Source organism: Haloarchaeobius litoreus (assembly GCF_024495425.1).
GTDB lineage: Archaea > Halobacteriota > Halobacteria > Halobacteriales > Natrialbaceae > Haloarchaeobius > Haloarchaeobius litoreus.
Map to the genome: position 1 here is coordinate 438,962 of NZ_JANHJR010000004.1, position 23,797 is coordinate 462,758.

Here is a 23,797-nt window from a genome sequence, read left to right on the forward strand (position 1 = left end):
CTCCGCAATTCGCGTGACCGAGAGAGGGTTTCAACTATGCCGAAGCTTTTCAGATGACCGAGGCGAGTGCCTCGGGGTCCGCCACCGACGCGGTTCACAGTGAGCCAGAGCGTGGAAGTGCTTTCACTGCTGGTACCGTACCTCCCTGTATGGCCGATGAAAAGCCAGACGACTCGGAACTGGCAGAGGAAGCCAAACTTGGCCGGGAGATCGCCGATCATAGCACGGAGATGATCTCGATACTGGGTGATGCCTATCGCGGAGAGTTGGACCGGGAGACGACATGGCGATCACGCCTCGACCAGACGACGACGTGGGGGGTCACGGTCGTGGCTGCGATTCTCACGTGGGCGTTTTCCAGTCCAGATAATCCACATTATATCATCCTCGTCGGTATTCTAGCGCTCTCATTCTTCCTGTTTATCGAAGCACGGCGGTACCGTGACTACGATGTCTTTCGCTCACGAGTGCGTCTCTTCCAGCAGAACTTGCTTGCGGACGCACTTGATCCGTCGGAGGGGGTCGAACACGAGGATTGGCGGAGCAAACTCAGTCGAGATTACCGGACTCCGACGCTGAAAGTATCGATATTGGAAGCCACAGCGAACCGGCTTCGGCGAATGTACCTCCCGTTGCTGACTGTGTTACTCGTCGCGTGGCTGTTCCGAATCACGGCGTTCGCGCCGAACGAGAGCCCACTGACGACTGCCAGCATTGCCGTCGTCCCTGGCGTTATCGTCGTCGTCGCCATTGCTCTCTATTACATAGCTGCCCTCGTGATCGTACTCTGGGCCCGGGAACGGCATGCGAAAGGAGAGTTTCGTGAAGGCGATCCAGAGGCGTGGAAAGAGGCGGAGAAAGACGATGGCTGACAACGGGGAGCCAGCACCTGACGAACAGGACAGCCCCGCCCCGCCCCATTCAGACGGGAACGACCAGTGGGTCATCCTGAACCCGACGAGTGGAACGGCAGACCACGTCGACGAGGTTCGCCGGCACGCGGATGAACGGAACTACACGATCCAGGAGACGACGCACGAGGAACACGCGGTGCAGCTCGCACAGGACGCTGCCGCGAACGACGTCGAACGACTGGCTGTTGCGGGTGGCGACGGGACGCTCCACGAGGTCGTCCGTGGGCTCGTAGAGGTGTCTGCTCTCGGGGCGGTGACCCTCGGTGTGATTCCGACGGGAACGGAGAACATCTTTGCAACCACCATCGGGGTCGCAGGCATCGAAGAAGGGTTCGACCTGCTCGACCACGGTGAGCGACGACGAATCGATGTCGGGTTCGCCGGAGAGGAACCGTTCCTCGTGTCGTGTATCGCTGGGTTCCCTGCCGAGGTCAGCGTGGCGGCGTCGAGCGACCTGAAAGAACGGTTCGGCTCGCTGGCGTTCGTCGTCGCCAGTCTACAGGAACTCACGGAGTTCGATGAACTCCATATCGAGCTCACTGCGATCTCGGACGACGAGGAGACGACGTGGTCGGGAGAGGCGCTGTGTGTGCTCGTCGGGAACGTCCTGCGATTCGTCAATCGTGGTGGGCAGGCCAACGTCGAAGACGGGCTGTTCGACGTCGTCCTCATCGAGCAGATGCCTGCGAGTGACATCCTGGCTGAAGCGACCGCACAGCGAGTATTTGGTCGTGATACCGAACACGTGCTCCACGTTCAGGCGAACCAACTGGAGATTCGGGGGCTCGGCAGCGATCCCATCACGTTCAGTCTCGATGGTGAGCTAAACACCCATGACGAGCTCGTGTTGTATACGGAACCGCGGTCGCTCACTGTCTGCGTGGGGTCGACGTACGAGTACACACACCCAGAGTAGGCACCGAACGACCGAGGGCTGTTTGACAGGTGTGCGCTCTGTACCGACCGATTCATTCGTTGTCTACTTGCGGATATGCGAACTGTGCTGTGACACCCTGTCGAGGGGGAAACCTGATGGTATACCCGATAGCCTCTGCGAAATGGTTCGCGGTTGGATAGGCGTTCAAGAACCGGTCTGGAGCGGTTTCTGGACGTCAGTCTTGCTCGAAATAACGCCCCCACCGCTTATCCTCGGCCTCGTGGGCGAGAGGATATCAATTAGAAACGGTGGTGAGAGACCACGTCGGTACGGAGGCGGTTTTCAGCAGGTTGCCCCCTTCAGTTCTCGCCCTGGTGGCCAGGACCCCGGTTCGGGTGCCACTCTCCCGAAGGACGAGCGGGTAACGTCGGCACAGTGAATCCCCCTATTCGAAGTCACTGGAGGGGGAGGCGGTACACATGAATCGTTCCAACTCGCCCGAAACGGGGTTCATCGACCCGAGTGGGGCAAACGCCGAAGCCATCCGACACCTCGCCGAGGACGTGCTCGATCAGCTCCTCGGACAGCTCGGGGCGGCGGAAGACCGGTCGCCGCTACCAGACGAGTCGGCCGTCCCTGCGGGGACGATTCCGGAATCTCCACGGTCCCAGACCGACCTTCTCGGCGACCTCGAGACGATCGTTGCGGGATCGATGAATCCCGCTCACCCGGGGTACATCGGCCATATGGATACGATGCCGACGACGGTGTCGGTGCTGGGTGACCTCGTCGCATCGGCGATCAACAACAACATGCTGAGCGTGGAGATGTCGCCGGTTCTCTCGGAACTCGAGGTCCAGTTGACCGAGACCATCGCCAGCGAGTTCGGCCTCGGGCCCGACGCTGGCGGAGTCCTCGCGAGTGGCGGTTCGCTCGCGAACCTGCACGCCCTGTCAGTCGCCCGGAACCACGCCTTCGATGTGCAGGGGGGTGGGCTCACCGGACTGGCTCGCGAGCCGGTGCTGTTCACGTCCGAGGTGGCACACACCTCCCTGCAGAAAGCCGCGATGGTGCTGGGGCTCGGGACCGACGCGGTCGTCGCGGTCGAGACCGACGCGGACTCTCGGATGAAGCCGAGCGCGCTGAATCACGCGGTCGAGCAGGCCGAGCGAGACGGTCACGTGCCCTTCTGCGTCGTCGCGACCGCCGGCACGACCACGACCGGGAACATCGACCCTCTCCCGGCGGTCAGCGAGATCGCTGATGAACACGATCTGTGGCTCCACGTCGACGCGGCCTACGGCGGTGCCCTCGTCTTCTCCGGGGCTGAGCGTGGCCGCCTCGACGGGATCGAAGCCGCCGACTCGGTGACGTTCAACCCCCAGAAGTGGTGTTACGTCGCCAAGACGTGCGCGATGGCCCTGTTCGCCGACACCGACGTCCTGCAGGAGAAGTTCCGAATCGGGGCTCCGTACATGCGGGGCGACGATGCGATTCCGAACCTCGGCGAGCTGGGCGTCCAGGGAACCCGGCGGGCGGAGGTGCTAAAACTCTGGCTTACCTTCCAGCATCTCGGCCGTGACGGACTCGGACAGTTGATCGACGAGAGCTACCGCCTGACGGCCGCGGTCCGAGACCACGTCGCCGACCACGACACGCTGGAGCTGGCCAGCGAGCCTGAGATGAACCTGGTCTGTTTCCGTGCCGCGCCCGATTGGTGTCCACCGGACGAACGGGACGCCCTGAACGGGCGGCTCCAGCGGTATCTGCTCTCCGAGCAGGAGATCTTCGTCTCGCTCCCGACCTATCGGGACGCCCGGTGGCTCCGGGTCGTCCTGTTGAATCCATTCACCGACGAGGCGACGCTCGACCGACTGTTCGATGGGGTCGACGTGTTTCTGGACGCGGACGGACCGTAGCCTACTGGACGTGACTTCGAGACCGAGACGCGGACTCGATTCCACTCCCGACATCCTCCCACGGCGAAGGCCGTGGGGTTCCCCCACTGGGGGGTGAGCCCATGGAACGGAGCGGTTCGCAGGCTCGTCGTCACGGTGGACGATGACCTGAGTTCCGGGCTGTGCCCGTACAGCCCCAGCCTCGGACAGCGGTCTCTCGAACTTGCTCCGGGCTCGTTCGCCGATATTCAACGCACCGCTCTCGTCCCCGTTGTCGTCCAGCCCACATCCAGGATAGTCGCGTCGGCGACCCTCGAACCGTCAACACGTATAAGCGGCCTGGGGTGCTAATGAGTAGTACATTTAATGGCTCGTCTGAACCGGCAGGAGGAGACGGAGAAGACCCATACCGAATCGGACACGAAAGAGCACACGAAAGAATCGGAGGAGGAGTCCTGTCCGGAATGCGAGTCGGAGAGTCTTGTCACCAGCGGGGAAGGTGATGAACTCGTCTGTGATGACTGTGGGCTGGTTATCGAGGAGGACATAATCGACCGCGGCCCCGAGTGGCGCGCGTTCAACCACGGTGAGCGTGAGAGCAAGAGTCGGGTCGGTGCGCCGACGACCCAGACGATGCACGACAAGGGGCTGACGACCCAGATCGACTGGAAGGACAAGGACGCCTATGGCCGGTCGCTCTCCTCGGAGAAGCGGAGTCAGATGCACCGGCTTCGGAAGTGGCAGGAACGCATCCGGACGAAAGATGCGGGGGAACGAAACCTCCAGTTCGCGCTCAGTGAGACCGACCGGATGGCCTCTGCACTCGGCGTCCCTCGGTCAGTTCGGGAGGTCGCGTCGGTGATCTATCGGCGGGCACTGAACGAGGACCTGATACGTGGACGGTCGATCGAGGGGGTGGCGACGAGCTGTCTCTACGCCGCCTGCCGTCAGGAGGGGATTCCGCGGAGCCTCGAGGAGGTGTCGGAGGTCTCCCGGGTCGAGCAGAAAGAGATCGGGCGCACGTATCGGTACATCTCGCAGGAACTCGGCCTCAGGATGGAGCCGGTCGACCCGAAGGAGTACGTCCCCCGGTTCTGCTCCGAACTCGGGGTGAGCGAGGAGGTAGAGATGAAGGCGAAGGAGATAATCGACGTGACGGCCGAGCAGGGGCTCCTCTCGGGGAAGTCACCGACAGGGTTCGCGGCGGCTGCAATCTATGCCGCGTCCCTCCTCTGTAACGAGAAGCAGACACAACGCGAGGTGGCTTCCGTGGCGCAGGTGACAGAGGTCACGATCCGGAATCGGTATCAGGAGCAGATCGAAGCGATGGGCATCCAGTGATCAGTTGAGCGGTCTCTCACTCCTGGGTCCCTCACGCTAGATGAATTCGGTGTTCTGGGGCCCGTTCGTCACGTGTACTTCGAACGGCTGCGTGTCGACGTTGTCCTGTTCGACGAGGTGCCAGTAGGTCTCCGCCAGCCGGTCGGGGTCGAGGAACGTGTCGCCGTCGCGGTCCGGGGATCGCTCCCGTGCAGCTGGGCTCTCAATCTGGCCGTCGATGACCACGTGCGCCACGTGTATCCCGTCCGGTCCGAACTCCTGAGCCATGTCCATCGCCATCCCACGAGCGGCGAACTTCGCAGCGGTGAATCCGATGGTCCCGCCCAGACTCCTGACCGCAGAGGTCGCTCCGGTGAAGATGACGGTCCCCCCACCACTATCGAGCATGTCGTCGACGGCCTCCTGAGAGCACACGAACGCGCCTCGCCCGTTGACCGCCCAGGCCCGTTCGAACTCCTCGACGCTGGAATCCATCAGTCCCGTCCACGACGCGGCACTCGCGTGGTTGACCAGCACGTCGACCGAGCCGAACGTCTCCCTGACCGTCTCGAACCCGTCTCTGACCTGCTCGACGCTGGTGAGGTCGGTCTGGACCGCGAGACCCTCGCCCGGTCGGGGGAGATCGGCAGCCAACTCCTCGATGAACTCCTCCGTTCGGGCGAACAGGGCCACTTCACAGAGATGCAAGGAGGAAGCTCACGGCTTTAGCCGTGGGATGAATCCGACACGGCTCGAATCAACCCACGAGCGAGAGCACTCAGACTCCCCCACGCCGGGCGCAGGTTTATAAAATATTACGGGGCAAGTAAAGTACCAGATGGAGGTCAAGCGAACTGTTCCGGTCAAACTCTCGGTTCCCGACGACCGACAGGAGGACCTTCATCAGACCCTCGACCAGTTCAACCACGCCTGCAACTACACCGTCCAGCACGGGCGAAACGACGACGGCTCCCTCATCCTTACCAAGTCGAAAATACACGACCGAGTGTACCACACCTTGCGAGACGAGACAGACCTACCCGCGGACCTCTGTGTCCGAGCGTACTCGAAAGCTGTCGAGGCGATGAAGTCAACCGTCGCAGACTGGAAGAAGGGTACCAGTCGACCACTCCCACGATTCACCGAACCGTCTGCCGTCTACGACAAACGAACGTTGACACTCAAAGATAGGTCGGCCACACTCTCGACCATCAACGGCAGAGTCAGTGTGGACTACGTTCTCGGTGACTACCAGAAATCGTACCTCGATGATGGCGAGTACGAAAAGCGGATGGGGACGCTCCACTACCGCGAAGACGAGGACGCGTTCTACCTCCACATCGTCATCAAGAAAGCGGTCGAAGAACGGGATGGTAACACCGTACTGGGTGTGGATTTGAACCTGAAGAACGTCGCCGTGACCAGTACGGGGTCGTTCTACGACGGTGGCGAACTACTGTGGGGACAGAATCACTTCTTCCGCGTGCGTCGGAGCCTTCAGCACAAAGGCACTCGCTCCGCCAAGCAGGTTCTCCGGCGATTGTCGGGGCGAGAAACCCGCTTCGTGCTGAATCGCCTGCACACGATTTCCCGACGTATCGTAGAAGAAGCCGACGCCCACGACTGTTCGTTCATCGCTGTCGAACGCTTGACCAACATCCGTGAGCGACTGGACAACCCGAACGACCACGTGAAGCGACAGCTGCACAACTGGGCGTTCCGCGAACTCCAAGAGATGCTGGCGTACAAGGCCAGCGAGTACGGTATCCGTGTTGAGCAGATCCCGCCTGCGTTTACCTCGCAGACCTGTTCTCGGTGTGGACATCAGTCTAGCACGAACCGCACCTCGGACGGATGGTTCGAGTGCAACGAGTGTGAGTATTCGATCGACGGCGACTACAATGCGGCGAAGAACATCGGATTGAAGTTGCTAACTTTACCGGAGGGCGAACGTCCCTCTGGGTTGGGCGACGGTCATCTCGCCCTCAAGTCCGGGATGGTGAATGGGAATGGCGAGTACACCGCCTCCGACGGTTCGTCGGCAGACCGGGAGTCCACGGACAAGCCCACGACTTCAGTCGTGGGTCGATGACAGCCCTCGGATGCGAACTTGCGTGCGAGTGACTCACCGAGTCCCGGTCCGACGCCCGCGATAACGGCTGTTCGTGCCATACTCGTTGTTGGGGGCTCTGTTGCAAAACCGTGGTGGCGAACGAGATGACAATCGCGAACGGTGCGGCTGCCGACGACGGCTACTCGGTGCTCGGTTCGCTTCCGTCGAGCGAGTAGATACGTTGTCGCGCGTCCTGGAACGAGATGCGGGACCTGACGATACCGCTCTTCTCCAGTCGAGATAGGGCGTCCCGAACGGTTCGGACCGGCAGTAGTGTCGACTCCGCGAGCTGGGACTGCGTAGCGTCACCCTCGTATTCCAGCGTCTTCGCGACGAGCTTCGCACTCGGTGGCAGATCCAGCAGGTCGGTATCCTGCTCGGCCGACGAACGGGAGATACTCCGGGACATCGATACGCAAGATGGTCGGGGAGGCCTCTTAACGGCGAACCGCGTGTGTGTCGGCCCCGCACGACCGGACTGGTGGTTTCACGACACCACTCGAAGCGCGGGTGACACTCCGCCAGACGAACCCATATGCAGGTGGCACCCCTACATTGTATCCAATGGACGACTCAGCGTCGCCGACAGCCGAGCCACGGATCTTCGCGGCTCCACGCACCGATGTCTCCCAGAACCAGGGGAAATTCAGAATCCACTTCGACTTCCCGGGGCGCGCGGTCCCGGACCACGACGACCACGGCTACGGTCCGCTTGCGACCGTCGTCGAATCGTTCATGGACCCTGGAACGCTCATCCGGATGCACCAGCACCGCAACGAGGAGATAATCTCCTGGGTCCCTGACGGCGTCATGCGCCACGACGACCGGCAGGGAAACGAACTGGTCACGGACGCCGAGCACCTCATGGTGATGAACGCTGGCAGCGGCTTCTGGCACGCCGAGGAGACGCTTCCGGACGACCCACCACTGCGGATGCTCCAGATCTTCGTCCGCCCGCACAGCCTCGACCTCGCCCCCGACATCCAGCACGAGCCGATTCCGGAGTCGGCCCCCAACGAGTGGCGGTACCTGTTCGGACCGGAGGACGGTGAGGCACCGCTCTGGGTCCGGAACGAGGTCCAGTTCTACGACTGTCGGCTCGACGCGGGTGCGACCACCACGCTGCCGTTCGAGCCCGGGTGGGACACCTACCTCTACGTGTTCGAGGGGGCGGTGACGGTCGGTGACGGGGACGCGAACCTCGGCCACACGGAGAGTGCACTCGTGATCGGCGGTGAGGACGTGTCCGTCACCGCGACTGAGCGGTCGATACTCGTCGCGTTCTGCATCGATCCCGACGCGCCGGTCACCCGCCAGGGGACCATCGGCCGCTAGGTCGGCACAGCAGCGAGGCCAGAGCGTCTCCGACTCAATCCATCCAGTCCGGGTCGTCCCGGGGCGGACTGAAGATGTCGAGTCCGACGGCCGGCACGTCACCACGATTCTCCGCGCCGTGGGCTTCACCGCCCGGCAGGACGTACGAGTCACCCGCCTCGACGACGCGGGTCTCGCCGTCGACGACGAACGTGAGGGCTCCCTCGAGGATGAACCCCGTCTGCTCGTGTGGGTGACTGTGCTCGGGGACCGTCGCACCGGGGTCGATGCTGAAGTGCTGGACGTTCATGTTCTCGCCGCCAGCCAGGAGCTTCAGGTGTGCGCCGTCGACCGCCTCGACGGCTTCGACGTCGGATTCGGGAACGATTTCCATGTCAGACCCCTCGGTGGGAGCGACCAAATAGCTGCAGGCCCCCGTAGCGGTATGTTCCAGGACGACGAAATCCACGTATGCCGAAATCTGCACCCTTCGAACGCCACACCGACCGATACGAAGCGTGGTTCGAGGAGAACGAAGCCGCCTATCGCACCGAGATAGCGGCGCTTCAACAACTGCTTCCCGAGCCGGGATTCGGCCTGGAGATCGGCGTCGGCAGTGCCCGATTCGCCGCGCCACTGGGGATGCGAATCGGGCTGGACCCGGCGGAGGAGATGTTGGCTCGGGCCCGCGAGCGAGGCGTCGACGTGGTCAGGGGCGTCGCCGAGGACTTGCCGTTCCGCGACGCCAGTTTCGATACCGCACTGCTCGTCACGACCATCTGCTTCGTCGACGATATCCCAGAGACCCTGAGCGAGGCGCGACGCGTCCTGCGGCCGGACGGCTCGCTCGTCATCGGATACATCGACAAAGACAGCCCCGTCGGCCGGATCTATCAGGAGAAACAGTCTGAGAACCCGTTCTACAGGGACGCCGTCTTCGTCTCGACCGACGAGCTCGTCGCGGCGCTCGAAGCCGCGGGGTTCTCCGGGTTCGAGTTCGTCCAGACCATCTTCCACTGGCCGGGCGACATCGAGGAGCCGGACCCGGTCGAAGAGGGCTACGGTGAGGGCTCGTTCGTCGGGATCAAGGCGACCCCTTAGCGGTCGTGCACCCGATCAGCAGCAGCGTCGAGGGTCGATCCCCGAACCGTATCGTAGCGCCGGACCAGCACGCCGACCCACCAGAGTTTCAACCCCATCCCCAGCACCGTCGCGACCGCGGTCGCTACCGGACGTCGTCGCCAGGCTGCGAGGAGCGCGTACCCGAACGATATCGCGCCGAGTGAGTTGCAGATGTTCGGGTAGGTGGCTCCCATCGTCCCGTTCTCCACCTCGCGGACCCACCAGCGCTCGGCGAGCACGACGCGGGTCATCCAGGCGTCGTCCGTCTCGGGTGGCGAGAACACGAAGGGGTTGACCGCCGCCCAGAGCAGTCCCGCGATGAGGAGTCGCCAATCACGTCGGTAGACGGCGTAGACGATGACGGCCCCGGTCGGGAGCCGCGTCCAGCCGCTCTTCGGGTTCGAGTGCCTGGACCAGAGGGCCTCCTCGGCACGTTCGAGCGCCGACGACATACCCAAATCTAGGACGGACTGTGGGATTTCTCCCACGGCTGAAGCCATGGGCTTCCTCCTTGCAATCCTGTGAGTGCTCCGTGGGGTCACTGCTCGAACGAGCGCTCACCGGCTTCGACGGGCACGTCGAGCCAGTTCTCCATCGGGGGCAGCGGACACTCGTACCGGTCGGAGTACGCGCAGGTGGGGTTGTACGCCTCGTTGAAGTCGAGGATCCACCGCCCGTCGTCGGTCCGGTGGCTGTCGGGTTCGAGGTCGAGGTAGCGGCCGGCACCGTACGTCTCGTCGCCGCTCGTCTCGTCACGGAAGGGGACCCAGAGACGGTCCTCCTCAGGGTCGCTCTTGTACGCCGTTATGGTCACCTCCTCGTCCGAGATTTCCACCGTGAACTCGCCCCAGGCGAGGTACTCCTGCTCGCCGTCGGTGCTGGTGCCGACGACGACCGGCTCGGGCTCGGCGTACGTATCGAGTTCGACCACGAACCGGTAGTCGGGGTCAATCTCGTAGTAGTCGAGCCCGTCGAACCCCTCGCGCACATCTGGCGGCAACGGCGAGTGCGGGTCCTCCCCGAAATACTCGTCCTTCCGCTCTCGCTGGGCCTCGACCGCCTCCGCCCACTGCTGTGTGTTCTGGTTCGTCATCTGTCCTGGTTATGAAGTTCTCGCGCTGGCCACTTGAGCATTGTGTAGGACATACAATATCGTTGTGCCATCGAACGGTTCGACCGCCTCGGAACGGCACCATTCGAGGCCGATGCAGGTCGGAAGGGTTCCCGGGCAGCGACCCAGCCGACGGTGTCGGTCGCCCTGCGGTCAGTTCACGACGTTTTCCGGCCGGTAGCGTTCCCCGTCGACGAAGATCACCGAGTCCTGCGTGACCGTGCCCTGCGGGTCGGCGAACTGGAACGTCACGCGACAGCACCCCTTCTTCTCCTGGGCACCCAGCTTGGCCAGTATCTCGGGGTCGATGTAGTCGTGGAGCTGGGGGATGTCCGCCATCGCGACCACGTCGGCCGCGGCCACCGCTCGACGACCCCGGCGAAGAGATCAGTCCGAGGCATTCTCGGTCACCTCCCCGATGACGGCACACTCGTCGCGCAGCCGGCGCGGTAATCTGGTCTCCGATTCGGTCATCCTGTCGAGGACCAGCGCCGGTTCCGCGAAGTGGGGGCCGCGGCTGACGGTGAACGGGTCGCTCTCCCAGCGGATGTACCCTGCCTCGGCGAGCTTCGGGAGATGCAGATGCCGTAGTCGAACGGTCAGGTCCTCGGTATCGAGCTCGTGGGACGCCGACCATGCGGCATCGGGCAACGGTAGCCGCTAGTCCTCCGGTTCCTTCATCAGTGAGAAGATGATCATCTGACGAGGCTGGGTGGCCAGTGACTCGTACAACTGGTTCCAGGTATCTGTCCCGCTGTCGTTCGCTGAGAATGTGCTGGACACGTTCGGGACGACCGACTTCATTCCTCGAAAAGCCTTGGTACGTGTTGACGCCCATCGGTGGGGACGCACCGTTCGACGGGTACTCCCGCGCCGAACAAAATTGTGGTGTTAGCACAATACTTTATGGTCTCGGCGGGCGAACGCTCACACATGGAAGGTCCGTTCGTCATCGTCGGCGGAGACGCGGCAGGGATGAGCGCAGCGAGCAAGGCCAAGCGGGACGACCCGGACCGGGACGTCGTCGTCTTCGAGAAGGGCGAGTGGGTCTCCTACGCCGCCTGCGGGCTGCCCTACTACGTCAAGGGCGATGTGGAGACCCTCGACGACCTCGTCCAGGTGACGCCCGAGGCGTTCGTCGAGGAACGCGGTATCGACCTTCGGACGAACCACGAGGTCACGGCGGTCGACCGCGCGGAACGGACCGTGACGGTAACCGGTCCCGACGGCGAGTTCGAACAGGCGTACGGCGACCTGCTGCTCGCGACCGGAGCGCAGGCCGTCGTCCCCCCCTTCGACGGCATCGACCTCGACGGCGTGTTCACTCTGCACAACATGAACGAGGCCGCCGAGATCCGACGCTACCTTGGACTGGACACGCCGACCGCAAACCTCCCGGAGATGGGCTACGGTGCGGCGGCCGCGGAGTACGCCGAGGCCGAGGGGCCCGAGTCGGTCGCCGTCATCGGCGGCGGTTACGTGGGCATCGAGATGGCGGAGGCCTTCGCGGCCCACGGCCTCGATGTGCATCTCTTCGAGATGTTGCCGCACACGCTCCAGCCCTTCGGGACCGAGGCAGCGGGCGTCGTCGAGGACCACCTCCGCGAGCAGGGAGTCGAGCTCCACCTCGACACGGCCGTCGACGGCATGGTCGGCGACAATCACGTCGAGGCCATCGCCGCCGGCGACCTGACCATCCCGGTCGACCTCGCGCTGGTCGGCGTCGGCGTCGCCCCGAACACCGAACTGGCCGAGGCTGCCGGCATCGAGCTCGGCCCGACTGGTGCCATCGCGACGGACGAGTACGGTCGGACGAACGACGAACAGGTCTTCGCGGCGGGAGACAACGCCGAGATGACCCACGTCGTGACCGGCGGGCCCGATCACGTCCCGCTTGCGTTGACGGCGAACCGTGCCGGGCGTGCCATCGGCGCGACGGTCGCCGGTGAGCCAACGCCCGTCGGCGAGATAGCCGGCACCGCCGCCGTCAAGGCGTTCGACCTGGAGGTGGCCCGGACCGGTATCGTCGACGAGGAGGCGGCCCGCGAGGCGGGGTTCGACCCGGTCTCGGTGACCATCACCGCCCGCTCCCGGGCCCACTACTACCCCGGCGACGAGGAGATACAGGTCACGCTCCTCGGGGACCGGGACAGTGGGCGCGTCCTCGGAGCGAGCATGGTCGGCCGTGAGGGTGTCGCGAAGCGAATCGACACCGTCGCCACGGCGCTGTATGCCCGCATGACCGCCCACCAGCTCTCGTACCTCGACCTGGCGTACGCGCCGCCGTTCAGCCCCGTCTGGGACCCGGTCCTGACCGCCGGGAAGGTGCTCGACGGGAAGCTGTCGTCCTGACGCGAACGACTCGCGGTCGCCCCCTGGTCAGTCCCCGTGGGGCGAACACTGCACCTCGAAGTACCGTTCATCGTGACGGACGACAGCGCTCCCGCCGTCGCCGCTCGTCCCCTGGTACGGACACCTGACATCGAGTTCGGACAGCGCTCGGACCGCAACCCGCTCGTGCTCGAACCCACGCAGCGGGAGGTCGCACGTCTGGTAGCCGTCGGCGTCTGTCTCGCAGTTCCCCGACGAGAACAGCGCGGATTCGACCGGCGGCGCGTCCGAGAGCGTTCCGACCGCCGCGTCGTCCACGGACGAGGCCGGCACCTCCTGGGCGCTGACGACGTAGCCCCACCCCCAGCCGAGGCCGAACGCGGCCAGCAGCATGAGCAATACTACGGCCGGGACGCTCCCGACGAACGTCGGAAGTGCGCCGGACCGGACGTCGAACCGGAACCGGAGGAGGAGCGGAACCCCGACGAGCACGACCACGAGCAGCAGGAACGCGGTCGGTGCCGACGGGAACCCGGCCAGCGCGACTGCCGTGTAGACGACCAGCACCCCGAGGAAGGAGCCCAGGACGGCGAGGAGTGCGTCACGGTTCGCGAGCCCGGTGTGCAGGTAGTCGGCGACGAACAGCGGGAGGGCGACCGCGCCGAGACCGCTGGCGAGGAACTGGATGAGTATGGCCGCCTCCGTGGCCCCGCTCGGGCCCAGCCGCAGGTACAGCGCGTCGTAGACCGGTCGCTGGACGCCCGTGGTGACGTTGAGCAGGACCAGGGCGACGGCGATGGTGCCGACGAGTCCGAGCAGGACGTAGGCGACGCCCCGTCCGACCCGTCGGATGATGGCGCTCGTGTCGGTCATGGGTGGGGCGTCGACCGGGATGGCGCGGTCGAACTACGCGAAATACAGTCGCCTGCCGCAAGTGTGTTATGGAGTGCCGAGACGGGGTCGGTCAGTCGGACTCCACCGCGGTCGGTACCTCGTCGCGGTCGTCCGGTGCGAGTGCACCGACGTGTTCGGAGACCTGCCTGCGGTTGACCTCGCCGATGCGGTCGGCGACGGCGTCCACCATGTCGAACAGGTCGTCGCGGACCGGACTGTCCTCGTCCCTGATGGTCGGGCCCTCGGTCGCGCCGCTGTCGAAGTCCGGGTGGACCGGCAGCTCGGAGAGCACCGGCACGTCGTAGTCCTCGCGGATCTCGTCGCCGCCGCCCGCACCGAACACCTCGTGGGTGTCGTCGCAGTTCGGGCAGTGGAACGTGCTCATGTTCTCGACGACGCCGAGGACCGGTGCGTCGTGGTCCGAGAACAGCCGAAGTCCCTTGCGGGCGTCGGCGACGGCCATCTCCTGTGGCGTCGTCACGATGACCACCCCGGCGACGGGGAGCGTCTGCAGCAGGTTCAACGAGGCGTCGCCGGTGCCCGGTGGGAGGTCGACCACGAGGTAGTCGAGCCTGCCCCACTCGACCTCCTCGACGAACTTCATCATCACGTTGTTCACCATCGGCCCCCGCATCACCGCGGGCTCGTCGCCGTCGGGCATCAGGTGGTCGGTGCTCATCACCGCCACGCCGTCAGAGCGCGGCGGGACGATGTCGCCCTCGGGCATGACGCCGGGCTCGTTCTCCGAAGGGAGCAGCCGTGGGACGTTCGGACCGTGCACGTCGGCGTCGAGGATGCCGACGCGGGCACCGCGGTCGTTCAGGCCGGCCGCGAGGTTCGCGGCGACGGTCGTCTTCCCGACGCCGCCCTTCCCGGAGGCGACGGCGACGACGTTCCGCACGCCCGGGAAGACCTCCTGGTCGAAGCCGTGCTCCTCCCCGATGTCGGCGCGGAGGTCGGGCTCCATCCCGGCGTCCTCGATCACCTCCCGAATGGCGGTGCCGATCTCTATCTCCGTGGGAGCGTAGGGCGCGTTGAACGCGAGCGAGACGGTCGCTCCCTCCGCGTCGATGTCGATGTCGTTCACGAGGCCCATGGAGACGATCTCGTCGTCGTTCATCGGGTCCTCGACGTTCCGCAGTCGGTCTTCGAGTTCGGATTCGGTGAGTGGCATGGAACTATGGTGTCGATTGGTGTGGCCGGGTGGTGGGCTGGCGGTTCTTCAGAAGAACAGCACGTCGATGGCCATCGTGGCGACGAACAGGCTGCCCCAGAGGACTGTGGTGAGACCGACGAGGTAGCCGACGCCGAGCCACGCCTTCGACCGGTCGCTCGGCTCGCCGACATACCAGGCCACGACCATCAGGTACACCGGCGCGAGCACGATGCCGAAGATGAGGTACGTGCCCGGGCCGACGAACGGGAGCGAGTGGCCACCGCCGCCACCGCCGCCACCGCCGGCCGCGAGTGGCAGCAGTGCGGCCAGCGTCGCCGGCAGTGCGGTCGGGTTCATGCGTCGTCCACCTCCTCGTGGGCCGATTCGATGGCGTGCAGCTCGACCACCGGGATGACCTTCGAGACGACGAGGAAGAACAGGACGACGATGCCGACCGTCCCGAGCAGCGCCGACAGCTCGACGGGCGACGGCACGTAGACGCCAGGCACGCCGTCGTAGAGCTGGAAGTGTGCGTGCTGGAGTCCCTCGACGACGAACAGTACCTTCTCGACCAGCGTCCCGACGAGCACGCCGAACGACAGCGCGACCAGCACCGGGATGCGGAACAGCGACGGCCGCAGCGAGCAGGCGAAGACGTACAGCATCGCCAGGAGCACGAGCCCGATGGCGACCCAGTACAGCGGCGTCGCTATCTTCACCTCCGTCGCGTGCTGGAGCGTCGTCGGGGCGGCGAAGATGCCCGTGATCACCTGCTGGAGCTGGAGCCAGAGGAAGATGAGTCCGAAGAAGCCCAGCCACTTCCCGAGGCCCTGGAACACCTCGACGGGGATGAGCTCCTCCCAGCCGTAGGCCCGACGGAACGCCGCCGCGACGATGATGATGCCGCTGACCGCGGAGGTCAGCGCGATGGAGAGGAACGACGGCCCCTGGACGCCGCCGGCCCAGCCCGCCATCGACGGCAGCAGCGCGAACAGCCACGGGATGACGCCCCCGTGGAGCAGCAGCGGTGCCATGATGATGATGGCGAAGGCGATCCACCAGACCATCCGCTCGACGATGGCGTCCTCGCGCTCGGAGTAGCCGAGCATCAGCACCGCGTACACCGGTTCGAGCTGGTGGGGGAGTCTGTCGCGCAGCCGGTGGATGTCGTACCGGATGGTCAACAGCAGGTACGTCGCCGTCAGGACGAAGTACGCGGTGATGACGGTCACGTCCCACATCAGCGGTGACCACTGCACACGGGTCGGCCACGCCGGCAGGACGCTCGTCACGAGCCTGTCGGGGCGACCGACGTGGATGAGGATGAACAGCCCGGCGCAGGTCAGTGCCGCGATGGTCAGCAGTTCCGCCAGCCGCGCGACGGGCTGGTAGCGATCCATCCCGAGGAGCCGCACCGCCGCGGAGAGGATGATGCCGCCGTGGGCGATGCCGACCCACCAGATGAACGCGCCGATGTAGAGCCCCCACGGCACGCCGCCGCCGGAGCCCCAGTCGGCGAGATTTGTCACGATGAGGCCGTGCTGGAGCTGTTGCAGGTAGAAGAACGCCCAGATGCCGATGGCACCCAGTGCTGCGGCCATCAGGGCCAGGTACTGCTTCGACAGCTGGCCGATGGGCCGGACGAGCGTCTCGCGGCTCACGTCGCTCGTGTCCACGCTCATGCCTCCTCACCCGCCTCGGCCGCCGAGGCCCCGTCGTCGAGCACCTCGTTCTTGCGGTTGTCGACGAGGCCGACGTCCTCGTAGGAGACTGGTCCCTCGACCTGCTCTGCGTGCGGCGACGGCTCGTTGCCGACGTAGTGGACGTTCGGGCTCGTCCCGCGCTCCTCCAGCAGGTTGAACGTCGAGACCGTGTGCTCCGTCCGGTTCGGGAAGGAGGAGCGGTCGTTCTCCTCGGCGTCGCGATACTGCCGGAGGTGCTGGTTCGGCGCGCTCTCCTCGTCGTTGAGGTCGCCGAAGTGGATGGCGTCCATCGCGCAGGCCTCCTCGCAGGCGGTCGTGCCGACCTTCTCCTCGCCCATCGCGCCGTCCTGCCTGTCGACGCAGAACGTGCACTTGCCCATCACGCCCTCCGGCGGGCGCGCGCCGACCCACTTCCCACGGTCGTCGAACTGGTGCTCGTTCGGGATCTCCGAGTCGGGCACGTCGGGTTCGCCCCACTGGAAGTAGTTCACCCCGTACGGGCACGACACCTCGCAGTACCGACAGCCGATGCAGATGTCGTAGTCCGTGAGCACGAGTCCGTCCTCGTCGCGGGTGTGGCGCGCGCCGACCGGGCAGACCTTCGTACACGGCGAGTCGGTGCAGTGCTGGCACGGCCGCACGAGGAAGTTCTCGTCGTCCTGGTTGCGGTCCTCGTAGGTGAAGACGTACATCCAGTTCGCCCCGCGGGAGAGACCGTGCTCCTGCGAGCACGCCGAGACGCAGGCGAGGCAGCCGTCGCAGTTGTTGAGGTTGATGACCATCCCCCAGCGGGTGCCGTCGCCCTGCGTGGGCGTGTCGCCGTGGCCGCCACCGGAGCCGCTCCCAGCGCCGGCGAAGACGCTGAGCGCCGCCGCGGCAGCGCCACCCTTCGCGAGCAGCTCCCGGCGAGAGATGTCCTCCGCGTCGGCTAGCTCCGTCAGTGTCTCCCGCACGCTCGTGGCGTCGGCGGTCTCCGAGACGACCTCACCGTCGAGGTCGTCCTGGAGTTCCGGCAGTTCGCGAGCGTCCTGCCCGAACTCCTCGAGCATGTCCTCGTGGTACTTCGCGTAGAACTCGGCGTCGGTCAGCTCACCGGCGACGACCCGCTGTGCGTCGCGGGCCATCTCCAGACCGAGATCCGTGTCGTACTCGGTCTCCGAGAGCACGCGCCGCATCTCGGTCTCGGACTCGTCGTCGAGCGGGAGCGTGGCGTCCTCAGGCATCCTGGTTCACCTCCAGTTTCCTTCGCGTCCCCGGTTCTGTACTCGTCATGGTTCCCAGTCGAGACTGGTAACGGTCTGGTCATAACCCACCACGCCGGTTCCCAGAACCCTGAACGGTGCCAGAATATGTTCGCTGGGGGACTCAAGTTGAACCCCGGCAACCGATGTGGTGAGCCCGCCGGGGTGAACGTTGGATTACCCTTTTCACCCGTGTCCTCGATTGGTACGGTAGTAATGGGCACTGGACAGGAGGGAATCTCGACCTCGGAGGGCGCGAACCGCGAAGGAGAGGTACCGGAGCAGGTCGTGGCAGCCGAATCCCCGTCCGGCGAGACCTCGGTCACCGAGGAAGGGACCGAACTCGAACGGACCATCGGGCTGAAGGGCGGCCTGGCCATCGGCGTCGGGACGATGATCGGCGCGGGCATCTTCGTCTTCCCCGGGCTCGCGGCGGGGCAGGCCGGTCCAGCCGCCGCAGGGTCGTTCGCCATCGGTGCGGTGATCGCACTGTTGGTCGCCCTCCCGGCCTCGGAGCTCGCGACGGCGATGCCGAAGTCCGGGGGCGGCTACTACTTCATCTCCCGGGCGCTCGGTGCGCTCGCGGGCTCGATCGTCGGCATCAGCATCTGGCTCGGACTCGTCTTCGCGACGGCGTTCTACCTGGTCGGCTTCGGCAACTACGCCGCGGCCGTGCTGGCCGAAGCGGGCGTCGCCATCGGCGGCGTCCCGGTGGTCGTCCCGCTCGCACTCCTGTTCGGGGTGGTGCTGACCGGCCTGAACCTGGTCGGTACCGAGAACGCCGCGACACTCCAGAACTACGTCGTCGGGCTCTTGCTGACCATCCTCGTCCTGTTCCTGAGCTTCGGCGGTCTCGACGCCGTCGGTGTGTTCGGGAGCAGTACCACCCCCGAACGATTCATGCCGTTCGGGCCGCTCCCCGTGTTCACGACCGCCGCACTCGTGTTCACGTCGTACCTCGGCTTCGCACAGGTCGCGACGGTCGCGGGCGACATCAAGGACCCCGGACGGAACCTCCCGCTGGCGATGGTCGGCTCGGTGGTCATCGTCGGCACGCTGTACGTGGCGACCATCTTCGTCGCCACCAGCGCGTTCGACAGCGCCACCCTGTCCGGCTTCGGCGAGACGGCCATCGTGGAGGTGGCCCGGAACTTCATCGGTGCGCCGGGTGCCATCGTCATCCTCCTCGCCGGGTTGCTGGCGACGGTCTCCAGCGCCAACGCCTCCATCCTCTCGACCTCGCGGGCGGTGTTCGCCCTGAGCAAGGACGCGATACTCCCCCGCTTCGCGAGTCGGATAAACCTGCAGTACGGGACGCCCCACATCGCACTCGCGATGGGTGGCGGTCCCGTGCTCGTCCTCGTCGCCTTCGGCGAGGTCGAGGTGCTCGCGGAGGTCGCCTCGTTCCTCCACCTCGTCATGTACGGGCTGATGTGCGTGGCGCTCATCACGATGCGACGGAACGAACCGGAGTGGTACGACCCCGACTTCAGGGTCCCCGCGTACCGGCTGGTCGCGGGTGTCGGAGCGGTCGCGAGTTTCGGCCTCATCCTGTTCATGAAACCCACATCACAGATCATCGGCGTCGCAATCATGGTCGCATCGGGTGGCTGGTTCGGGTACTACGCGAACGATGTCTCGCTCAAGGGGGTGGTCTGAATGTCCTGGGACGCCACCAAGGACCCGATGGTATCGGACGAACTCTCGGTCCGTGAACCCCCGAAGATACTCATCCCGGTTCGGGTGCTGGAGGGCCAGACGGTCCCGGAACCGCTCGTCGAGTTCCTCACACCAGCGGAGATCGTCGTCCTCGGCTACCACGTGCTCCCCGAGCAGACCCCGACGGAGCAGGGAAGTATGCAGTTCGAGGACCGCGCCCAGGAGGCCGTCGAGGCCATCGCGAAGGGGTTCCGCGAGGCCGGGGGAGGGGTCGAAACACGCGTCGTCTTCACGCACGACCGCGATCAGACCGTCGACCGCGTCGCAAACGAGGTCGGCGCGACGGCGACGCTGCTCCCGAACCCGACCGGCGAGGTCGAGGACGTGCTCGTCGCGGTCCGGGGGAGCATCGACGTCGCTCGCCTCGTCGACCTCGTCGCCGCGCTGCTCGCCGACGACGACGCAGACGTCACGCTCTGGGGCCTCACCGGCGGCGGCGGGTACGACGCGGAGTCCGCGGTCCAGCGCGCCGACGCGACGCTCGAGCAGCGGGGGTTCGACCCGGAACGCATCACGGTCGAGGTCAGCGGGTCCGAGACCCCCATCTACGACATCGTCGCCCGGTCCGTCGAGTTCGACGTCGTCGTCATGGGCGAGGGCGGGCCGCCGGTGCTCTCGGCCCTGTTCGGCGACGACGCCGAGCGCGTCGCGGAGGGCGCGGTCGCCCCGGTGCTCGTCGTCCGGGACCTGCCCGAGCCGGCTGAAGAGGCGACTGATGAGCACCAGAGCACCGATGAAGTCGCTACGGATGCATCGGACTCCGATGGCCCGGTCTCGGGAGACGACCACTCGGGCGAGACGGACGAGACGGGCGAGACAGACGAGACGGACGGGACGGAAGCGTAAACGAGACGAACGGATCACGGGCCAACTACGGTGGTTGGGTGCAGACGACCGGGTTCGACCCCACCCCGGTCATTCGTCCCGGTTCAGGTAGGTCCTGATGATGCTTCGCTCCGCTTTCTGTAGGTGCTCCGAGGCGGTGCTGGGGGCGCAGTCCATGGCGGCCGCCACGTCGTCCCGGCTCGCCTCCCGCGGCACCTCGTAGTAGCCGAGTTCGAACGCGGTCACGAGCACCTCGCGCTGTCGTGGTGGCAGCGATGGCGGAACCGGTGGCCGGCCGAGGTCGTACTCGCCGACCCGTTCGAGCCTCGTCTCGACGCCCTCCGGCATCGACTCGACCGCAGCCTGAAGCGTCTCCGTCGGGCCGACGATACGCGCCGTGATGGAGCCGTCGTGGTGGTACTGGATCGGGAACACCGGGATGAGCCCCTCGATGGTCCCCACGTCGAACAACCGCCACTCCACCGGGTGCGGTTCCGAGTGGACGTAGACGTATGCTCGCTCCTCGCCCACGTGTGTCACGTCGTATTCGAGCACGAGGTCGGTCTCCTCCAGCACGCCGACGAACCGCTGGACGTCGCCGTCGACGTAGAGCAGGACGGTCGCCCGCGGCGGCTCCAGCGACGGTGCCCAGTCGACCATCTGGGCGTTCCGGAACATCGACCCGTCGGTGAGTGCGGGGACGAGCGGATGCAGCTCCGCCTCGGCCCCCGAGACGCGGAGCGTGAGGTAGCGCATGAACGTCGGTCGTCACCTGACTACAAAAATAACCCGACCAGTGTCGGCAGTTCGAGCTTGGTCGTCGGCGAGCAATGACAGCGTATGAAGGTGTTCATCGCTGGCGCGACCGGCGTACTCGGCCGTCGAACCGTCGCGCTCTGTGCCGACCGGGGCCACGACGTGGTGGGGTTGACGCGAGATAGCGGGGGTGACCGGGTCGTCCGCGAGCACGGTGGCGAGCCACGTCGGGGCGACGTACTCGACCGGGAATCCGTCGTCGACGCTGCGACGGGCTCCGACGTGCTCGTCCACGCCGCGACGAAGATTCCGACCGATACGAACCCCGACGACGAGGAGTGGGAGCTGAACGACCGGGTGCGCCGCGAAGGTGCCGAGAATCTCGTCGCCGCGGCCGCCGAGCACGACGCCGACCGCGTGCTCCTCCAGAGCGTCGTCTGGCTGGCACGACAGCCGGACGGGAGCCGGTTCGACGAGGGCGCGGAGCCCCACCCGGACCGGTCGACGCAGTCCGCGCTGGAAGCAGAGCGGATCGTCACCGATGGGGCCGAGACGCACGGCTTCGAGCCGGTCGTCCTCCGCGGCGGCTACTTCTACGCACCCGACACGGTGCACACGAAGCTGTTCGGTGAGGGGCTGCTCGACCGTCGCATGCCCATCATCGCCGGCGGCCTCCTGGGGCGGGACGACGCGGAGCTCTCGTTCGTCCACGTCGACGACGCGGCGAGCGCCTTCGCCGCGGCCGTCGACGGCGACGCGACCGGGACGTTCCACGTCGTCGACGACCGACCGACCACGTACGCGAACTTCCTCCAGAGCTTCGCGGACGAGCTCGATGCACCCCGACCGCGACGGATTCCCGGCTGGCTTGGAGGCCTGTTCATCGACGCGAACATGCGACGACTGCTCACCGAGCCGATGCCGACCTCGAACGACAGACTGCGCGAGGCGTTCGACTGGGAACCCGAGTATCCGACGGTGGACGAGGGGCTGGCGCAGGTGGTCTCGCGCTGGCGGGCGACCGGCGAGGTCGTGGAAGCGTAGCGATGCGCAGCCGTCCCCTCCCGGGCGTGCTCGGGCTCCACCTCGCCGCCGCGACGACTCACGGGCTGACACACGGACTCGTGCCGGTGCCGTTATCAGCCTGGCAGAACGCGCTCGTCGTGGCGACGACGTTCCTCGGCCCGGCGCTCGGCGTGGTGCTCCATCGTCGCGGGCATCGGTCCGGGCTGGCGCTGTTCTCCGTCTCGATGGCGGCCGCGTTCGTGCTCGGCGTCGCGCTGCACTTCGTCGTCGACTCGCCGGACCACGTTCACGCGGTACCGGCCGGGACGTGGCAGCTGCCGTTCCAGGTGACGGCTGTGGGCGTCGCGCTGACGCCTGCGTTGGGGGCTATTGTTGGCGTCTGGTCGCTCCGCGATGATTCGGCAGGACCGTGATGACGGCTCTCGTCGGGTTTCCCGTGGTGCGTCGTCGTTCCTATCCGGATTCGGTCTATCCACACGACCCCGGAGTTCTATGTTCGTTCGAGTGACTGGAATCAGTCCTCTGGGTGTGTTCTTCCGGTCTTCGGTTGCTGATAGAGCAGAGAGCGTGGTCCAGACGTAGGTAGCTGGTGTTGGATGCACACGAAAACTCCGAGTTCGTGTGCATATTCGGGAACGTGGGGTTGTCTACGTGTGACCTCCAGGGGGCGGACTCAATAGCGGAGTTGGGTCCCTTTCCGATAAATACAGAGGATGGGTGTAGCACGGACGGCGACACTGCCGCTCTCTGGTCGGTAGGCACGTTCCGGCGATCGATGGGACACACGACTTGATGCAGCCGTGTGGCTCCATGGGCCGGCGTACACGGTGACCGTCCCTGCAGTCCTCAGAGCCAGTCGTCGGGCAGTTCGTCGACGTGGTTCGCCATCAACTCCAGTAACGGTCGAATTTCCTCGAACTGCGGACCCATCCGAATCGTGTTCGTCTCTTGGTCCCACTCGATGAATCCCGACTCCGCCAGTTTCGGGAGGTGCACGTGACGCATCTGGATCATGAGTTGTTCCAGACCCTCGTCTTCAAGGCGAACGTCGTCGGGGACCTGCGGGTCGTCGTCGTCCTGTGGGTTGTGGTCTAATAACGCGACGAGCACCCGTCGACGGTATCTGTTCGCCAGTGCATCGAGCATTGAGTCCATGTCGGAACTCGACGAGTCGGCACGACTGGTCATGATTATACGGTCTCTCTGTCGCTACGCGTTTCACCGTCTGCCACAGGCGAGAACTCCGGCGCAGCGACCGTTCGTGCCAGGGACTCGATTGGAACCTTCCCGTCCTCGTGAAGCAGGGTGAAGAGAATCCGGCGCCGCGGACGGCTGTCGAGTACCCCCAGCATCTCAGAGAGCGACGCCGGATCGCCAGTTGCTTTCGAGTCGTCCGCATCCCCCGTGCCCGCCGAATAATTCCGCGTTTGGTCGGTGTCCATACTCTCCATAGTGTAGCAATCCCGGTAACATGACT

General features: G+C 65.4%; 27 protein-coding genes and 1 pseudogene. 12 read left to right on the forward strand and 16 right to left on the reverse strand.

What is annotated here, in order from left to right; translation table 11 throughout:
- Nucleotides 1–149: 149 nt before the first annotated feature.
- The 4 genes from NOW55_RS19820 to NOW55_RS19835 all read left to right on the forward strand — a co-directional run bounded on the left by NOW55_RS19820 (nt 150) and on the right by NOW55_RS19835 (nt 5,030).
- Nucleotides 150–872 (forward strand): DUF2270 domain-containing protein, encoded by a 723-nt coding sequence (locus NOW55_RS19820; RefSeq protein ID WP_256401857.1) that lies wholly within the window; start codon nt 150–152, stop codon nt 870–872.
- A complete protein-coding gene (locus NOW55_RS19825; RefSeq protein WP_256401858.1) occupies nt 865–1,830 on the forward strand; it encodes a diacylglycerol/lipid kinase family protein in 966 nt (321 codons plus the stop codon). The genes NOW55_RS19820 and NOW55_RS19825 overlap by 8 nt, the downstream gene beginning before the upstream one ends.
- 440 nt (nt 1,831–2,270) lie before the next feature.
- Nucleotides 2,271–3,710, forward strand: a complete 1,440-nt coding sequence (locus tag NOW55_RS19830) for a pyridoxal phosphate-dependent decarboxylase family protein (RefSeq protein ID WP_256401859.1) — start codon at nt 2,271–2,273, stop codon at nt 3,708–3,710.
- A gap of 345 nt (nt 3,711–4,055) precedes the next feature.
- On the forward strand, nt 4,056–5,030 hold the full coding sequence (locus tag NOW55_RS19835; RefSeq protein ID WP_256401860.1) for a transcription initiation factor IIB: 975 nt from the start codon (nt 4,056–4,058) through the stop codon (nt 5,028–5,030).
- A 36-nt stretch (nt 5,031–5,066) separates the two neighbouring features.
- Here the strand turns inward: NOW55_RS19835 and NOW55_RS19840 are convergent, their stop codons facing one another.
- The gene (locus NOW55_RS19840) at nt 5,067–5,717 is read right to left on the reverse strand and encodes an SDR family NAD(P)-dependent oxidoreductase (RefSeq protein WP_256401861.1); all 651 of its coding nucleotides are present in this window, start codon (nt 5,715–5,717) and stop codon (nt 5,067–5,069) included.
- Between the two features lie 130 nt (nt 5,718–5,847).
- On the opposite strand from NOW55_RS19840, the gene NOW55_RS19845 reads away from it, so the two are divergent.
- Nucleotides 5,848–7,101: an RNA-guided endonuclease InsQ/TnpB family protein gene (locus NOW55_RS19845; protein ID WP_256401862.1), complete on the forward strand. Its 1,254-nt coding sequence runs from the start codon at nt 5,848–5,850 to the stop codon at nt 7,099–7,101.
- On the opposite strand, the pseudogene NOW55_RS19850 reads toward NOW55_RS19845, so the two are convergent.
- Both NOW55_RS19850 and NOW55_RS19855 read right to left on the reverse strand, forming a co-directional pair.
- Nucleotides 7,097–7,181, reverse strand: a pseudogene (locus NOW55_RS19850) (short-chain dehydrogenase); the annotation flags it as partial. The gene NOW55_RS19845 and the pseudogene NOW55_RS19850 sit on opposite strands and share 5 nt — an antisense overlap.
- An 80-nt stretch (nt 7,182–7,261) precedes the next feature.
- Nucleotides 7,262–7,531, reverse strand: a complete 270-nt coding sequence (locus NOW55_RS19855; protein ID WP_256401863.1) for a helix-turn-helix domain-containing protein — start codon at nt 7,529–7,531, stop codon at nt 7,262–7,264.
- A gap of 155 nt (nt 7,532–7,686) precedes the next feature.
- On the opposite strand from NOW55_RS19855, the gene NOW55_RS19860 reads away from it, so the two are divergent.
- Nucleotides 7,687–8,457 (forward strand): pirin family protein, encoded by a 771-nt coding sequence (locus NOW55_RS19860; protein ID WP_256401864.1) that lies wholly within the window; start codon nt 7,687–7,689, stop codon nt 8,455–8,457.
- A gap of 34 nt (nt 8,458–8,491) precedes the next feature.
- On the opposite strand, the gene NOW55_RS19865 is transcribed toward NOW55_RS19860, so the two are convergent.
- Entirely contained in the window at nt 8,492–8,830 is a 339-nt protein-coding gene (locus tag NOW55_RS19865) for a cupin domain-containing protein (RefSeq protein WP_256401865.1), read from the reverse strand.
- A gap of 77 nt (nt 8,831–8,907) precedes the next feature.
- Here NOW55_RS19865 and NOW55_RS19870 point away from each other — a divergent pair, with 77 nt between their 5' ends.
- The gene (locus tag NOW55_RS19870) at nt 8,908–9,537 is read left to right on the forward strand and encodes a class I SAM-dependent methyltransferase (RefSeq protein ID WP_256401866.1); all 630 of its coding nucleotides are present in this window, start codon (nt 8,908–8,910) and stop codon (nt 9,535–9,537) included.
- Here the strand turns inward: NOW55_RS19870 and NOW55_RS19875 are convergent.
- From NOW55_RS19875 to NOW55_RS19890, 4 genes are all read right to left on the reverse strand, one after another.
- The gene (locus NOW55_RS19875) at nt 9,534–10,010 is read right to left on the reverse strand and encodes a DUF6653 family protein (RefSeq protein ID WP_256401867.1); all 477 of its coding nucleotides are present in this window, start codon (nt 10,008–10,010) and stop codon (nt 9,534–9,536) included. The genes NOW55_RS19870 and NOW55_RS19875 overlap by 4 nt on opposite strands.
- 86 nt (nt 10,011–10,096) lie before the next feature.
- The gene (locus tag NOW55_RS19880; RefSeq protein WP_256401868.1) at nt 10,097–10,651 is read right to left on the reverse strand and encodes a DUF1684 domain-containing protein; all 555 of its coding nucleotides are present in this window, start codon (nt 10,649–10,651) and stop codon (nt 10,097–10,099) included.
- Between the two features lie 171 nt (nt 10,652–10,822).
- A complete protein-coding gene (locus NOW55_RS19885) occupies nt 10,823–11,032 on the reverse strand; it encodes a HalOD1 output domain-containing protein (protein WP_256401869.1) in 210 nt (69 codons plus the stop codon).
- Nucleotides 11,033–11,056: 24 nt separating this feature from the next.
- Nucleotides 11,057–11,320: a hypothetical protein gene (locus NOW55_RS19890; protein ID WP_256401870.1), complete on the reverse strand. Its 264-nt coding sequence runs from the start codon at nt 11,318–11,320 to the stop codon at nt 11,057–11,059.
- A 282-nt stretch (nt 11,321–11,602) separates the two neighbouring features.
- On the opposite strand from NOW55_RS19890, the gene NOW55_RS19895 reads away from it, so the two are divergent.
- Nucleotides 11,603–13,021, forward strand: a complete 1,419-nt coding sequence (locus tag NOW55_RS19895) for an FAD-dependent oxidoreductase (protein WP_256401871.1) — start codon at nt 11,603–11,605, stop codon at nt 13,019–13,021.
- A 27-nt stretch (nt 13,022–13,048) separates the two neighbouring features.
- Here NOW55_RS19895 and NOW55_RS19900 read toward each other — a convergent pair whose 3' ends face one another.
- From NOW55_RS19900 to NOW55_RS19920, 5 genes are all read right to left on the reverse strand, one after another.
- Nucleotides 13,049–13,873 (reverse strand): hypothetical protein, encoded by an 825-nt coding sequence (locus NOW55_RS19900; protein ID WP_256401872.1) that lies wholly within the window; start codon nt 13,871–13,873, stop codon nt 13,049–13,051.
- A gap of 91 nt (nt 13,874–13,964) precedes the next feature.
- Nucleotides 13,965–15,068 (reverse strand): Mrp/NBP35 family ATP-binding protein, encoded by a 1,104-nt coding sequence (locus NOW55_RS19905; protein ID WP_256401873.1) that lies wholly within the window; start codon nt 15,066–15,068, stop codon nt 13,965–13,967.
- 48 nt (nt 15,069–15,116) lie between these two features.
- The gene (locus tag NOW55_RS19910; protein WP_256401874.1) at nt 15,117–15,407 is read right to left on the reverse strand and encodes a hypothetical protein; all 291 of its coding nucleotides are present in this window, start codon (nt 15,405–15,407) and stop codon (nt 15,117–15,119) included.
- Nucleotides 15,404–16,732: an NrfD/PsrC family molybdoenzyme membrane anchor subunit gene (gene nrfD, locus NOW55_RS19915; protein ID WP_256401875.1), complete on the reverse strand. Its 1,329-nt coding sequence runs from the start codon at nt 16,730–16,732 to the stop codon at nt 15,404–15,406. Before nrfD ends, NOW55_RS19910 begins: the two co-directional genes overlap by 4 nt.
- Nucleotides 16,729–17,976, reverse strand: coding sequence for a 4Fe-4S ferredoxin N-terminal domain-containing protein (locus tag NOW55_RS19920; RefSeq protein WP_256401876.1), 1,248 nt, complete (start codon nt 17,974–17,976; stop codon nt 16,729–16,731). Before NOW55_RS19920 ends, nrfD begins: the two co-directional genes overlap by 4 nt.
- 234 nt (nt 17,977–18,210) lie before the next feature.
- Here NOW55_RS19920 and NOW55_RS19925 point away from each other — a divergent pair, with 234 nt between their 5' ends.
- Nucleotides 18,211–19,653: an APC family permease gene (locus tag NOW55_RS19925; RefSeq protein WP_256401877.1), complete on the forward strand. Its 1,443-nt coding sequence runs from the start codon at nt 18,211–18,213 to the stop codon at nt 19,651–19,653.
- Entirely contained in the window at nt 19,654–20,559 is a 906-nt protein-coding gene (locus NOW55_RS19930) for a universal stress protein (RefSeq protein WP_256401878.1), read from the forward strand. It begins immediately after the preceding gene.
- Nucleotides 20,560–20,628: 69 nt separating this feature from the next.
- Here the strand turns inward: NOW55_RS19930 and NOW55_RS19935 are convergent, their stop codons facing one another.
- Complete coding sequence (locus tag NOW55_RS19935) at nt 20,629–21,294, reverse strand: helix-turn-helix domain-containing protein (RefSeq protein WP_256401879.1); 666 nt, start codon at nt 21,292–21,294, stop codon at nt 20,629–20,631.
- A gap of 84 nt (nt 21,295–21,378) precedes the next feature.
- Between NOW55_RS19935 and NOW55_RS19940 the strand changes: the two genes are divergently transcribed.
- Both NOW55_RS19940 and NOW55_RS19945 read left to right on the forward strand, forming a co-directional pair.
- On the forward strand, nt 21,379–22,338 hold the full coding sequence (locus NOW55_RS19940) for an NAD-dependent epimerase/dehydratase family protein (protein WP_256401880.1): 960 nt from the start codon (nt 21,379–21,381) through the stop codon (nt 22,336–22,338).
- Between the two features lie 2 nt (nt 22,339–22,340).
- Nucleotides 22,341–22,733: a hypothetical protein gene (locus NOW55_RS19945; RefSeq protein WP_256401881.1), complete on the forward strand. Its 393-nt coding sequence runs from the start codon at nt 22,341–22,343 to the stop codon at nt 22,731–22,733.
- 433 nt (nt 22,734–23,166) lie between these two features.
- Here the strand turns inward: NOW55_RS19945 and NOW55_RS19950 are convergent, their stop codons facing one another.
- Both NOW55_RS19950 and NOW55_RS19955 read right to left on the reverse strand, forming a co-directional pair.
- Nucleotides 23,167–23,475 carry a DUF7344 domain-containing protein gene (locus tag NOW55_RS19950; protein WP_256401882.1) on the reverse strand — a complete coding sequence of 103 codons (309 nt, stop codon included), beginning with the start codon at nt 23,473–23,475 and terminating at the stop codon, nt 23,167–23,169.
- A gap of 35 nt (nt 23,476–23,510) precedes the next feature.
- Entirely contained in the window at nt 23,511–23,762 is a 252-nt protein-coding gene (locus NOW55_RS19955) for a hypothetical protein (protein ID WP_256401883.1), read from the reverse strand.
- Between the last annotated feature and the right edge of the window lie 35 nt (nt 23,763–23,797).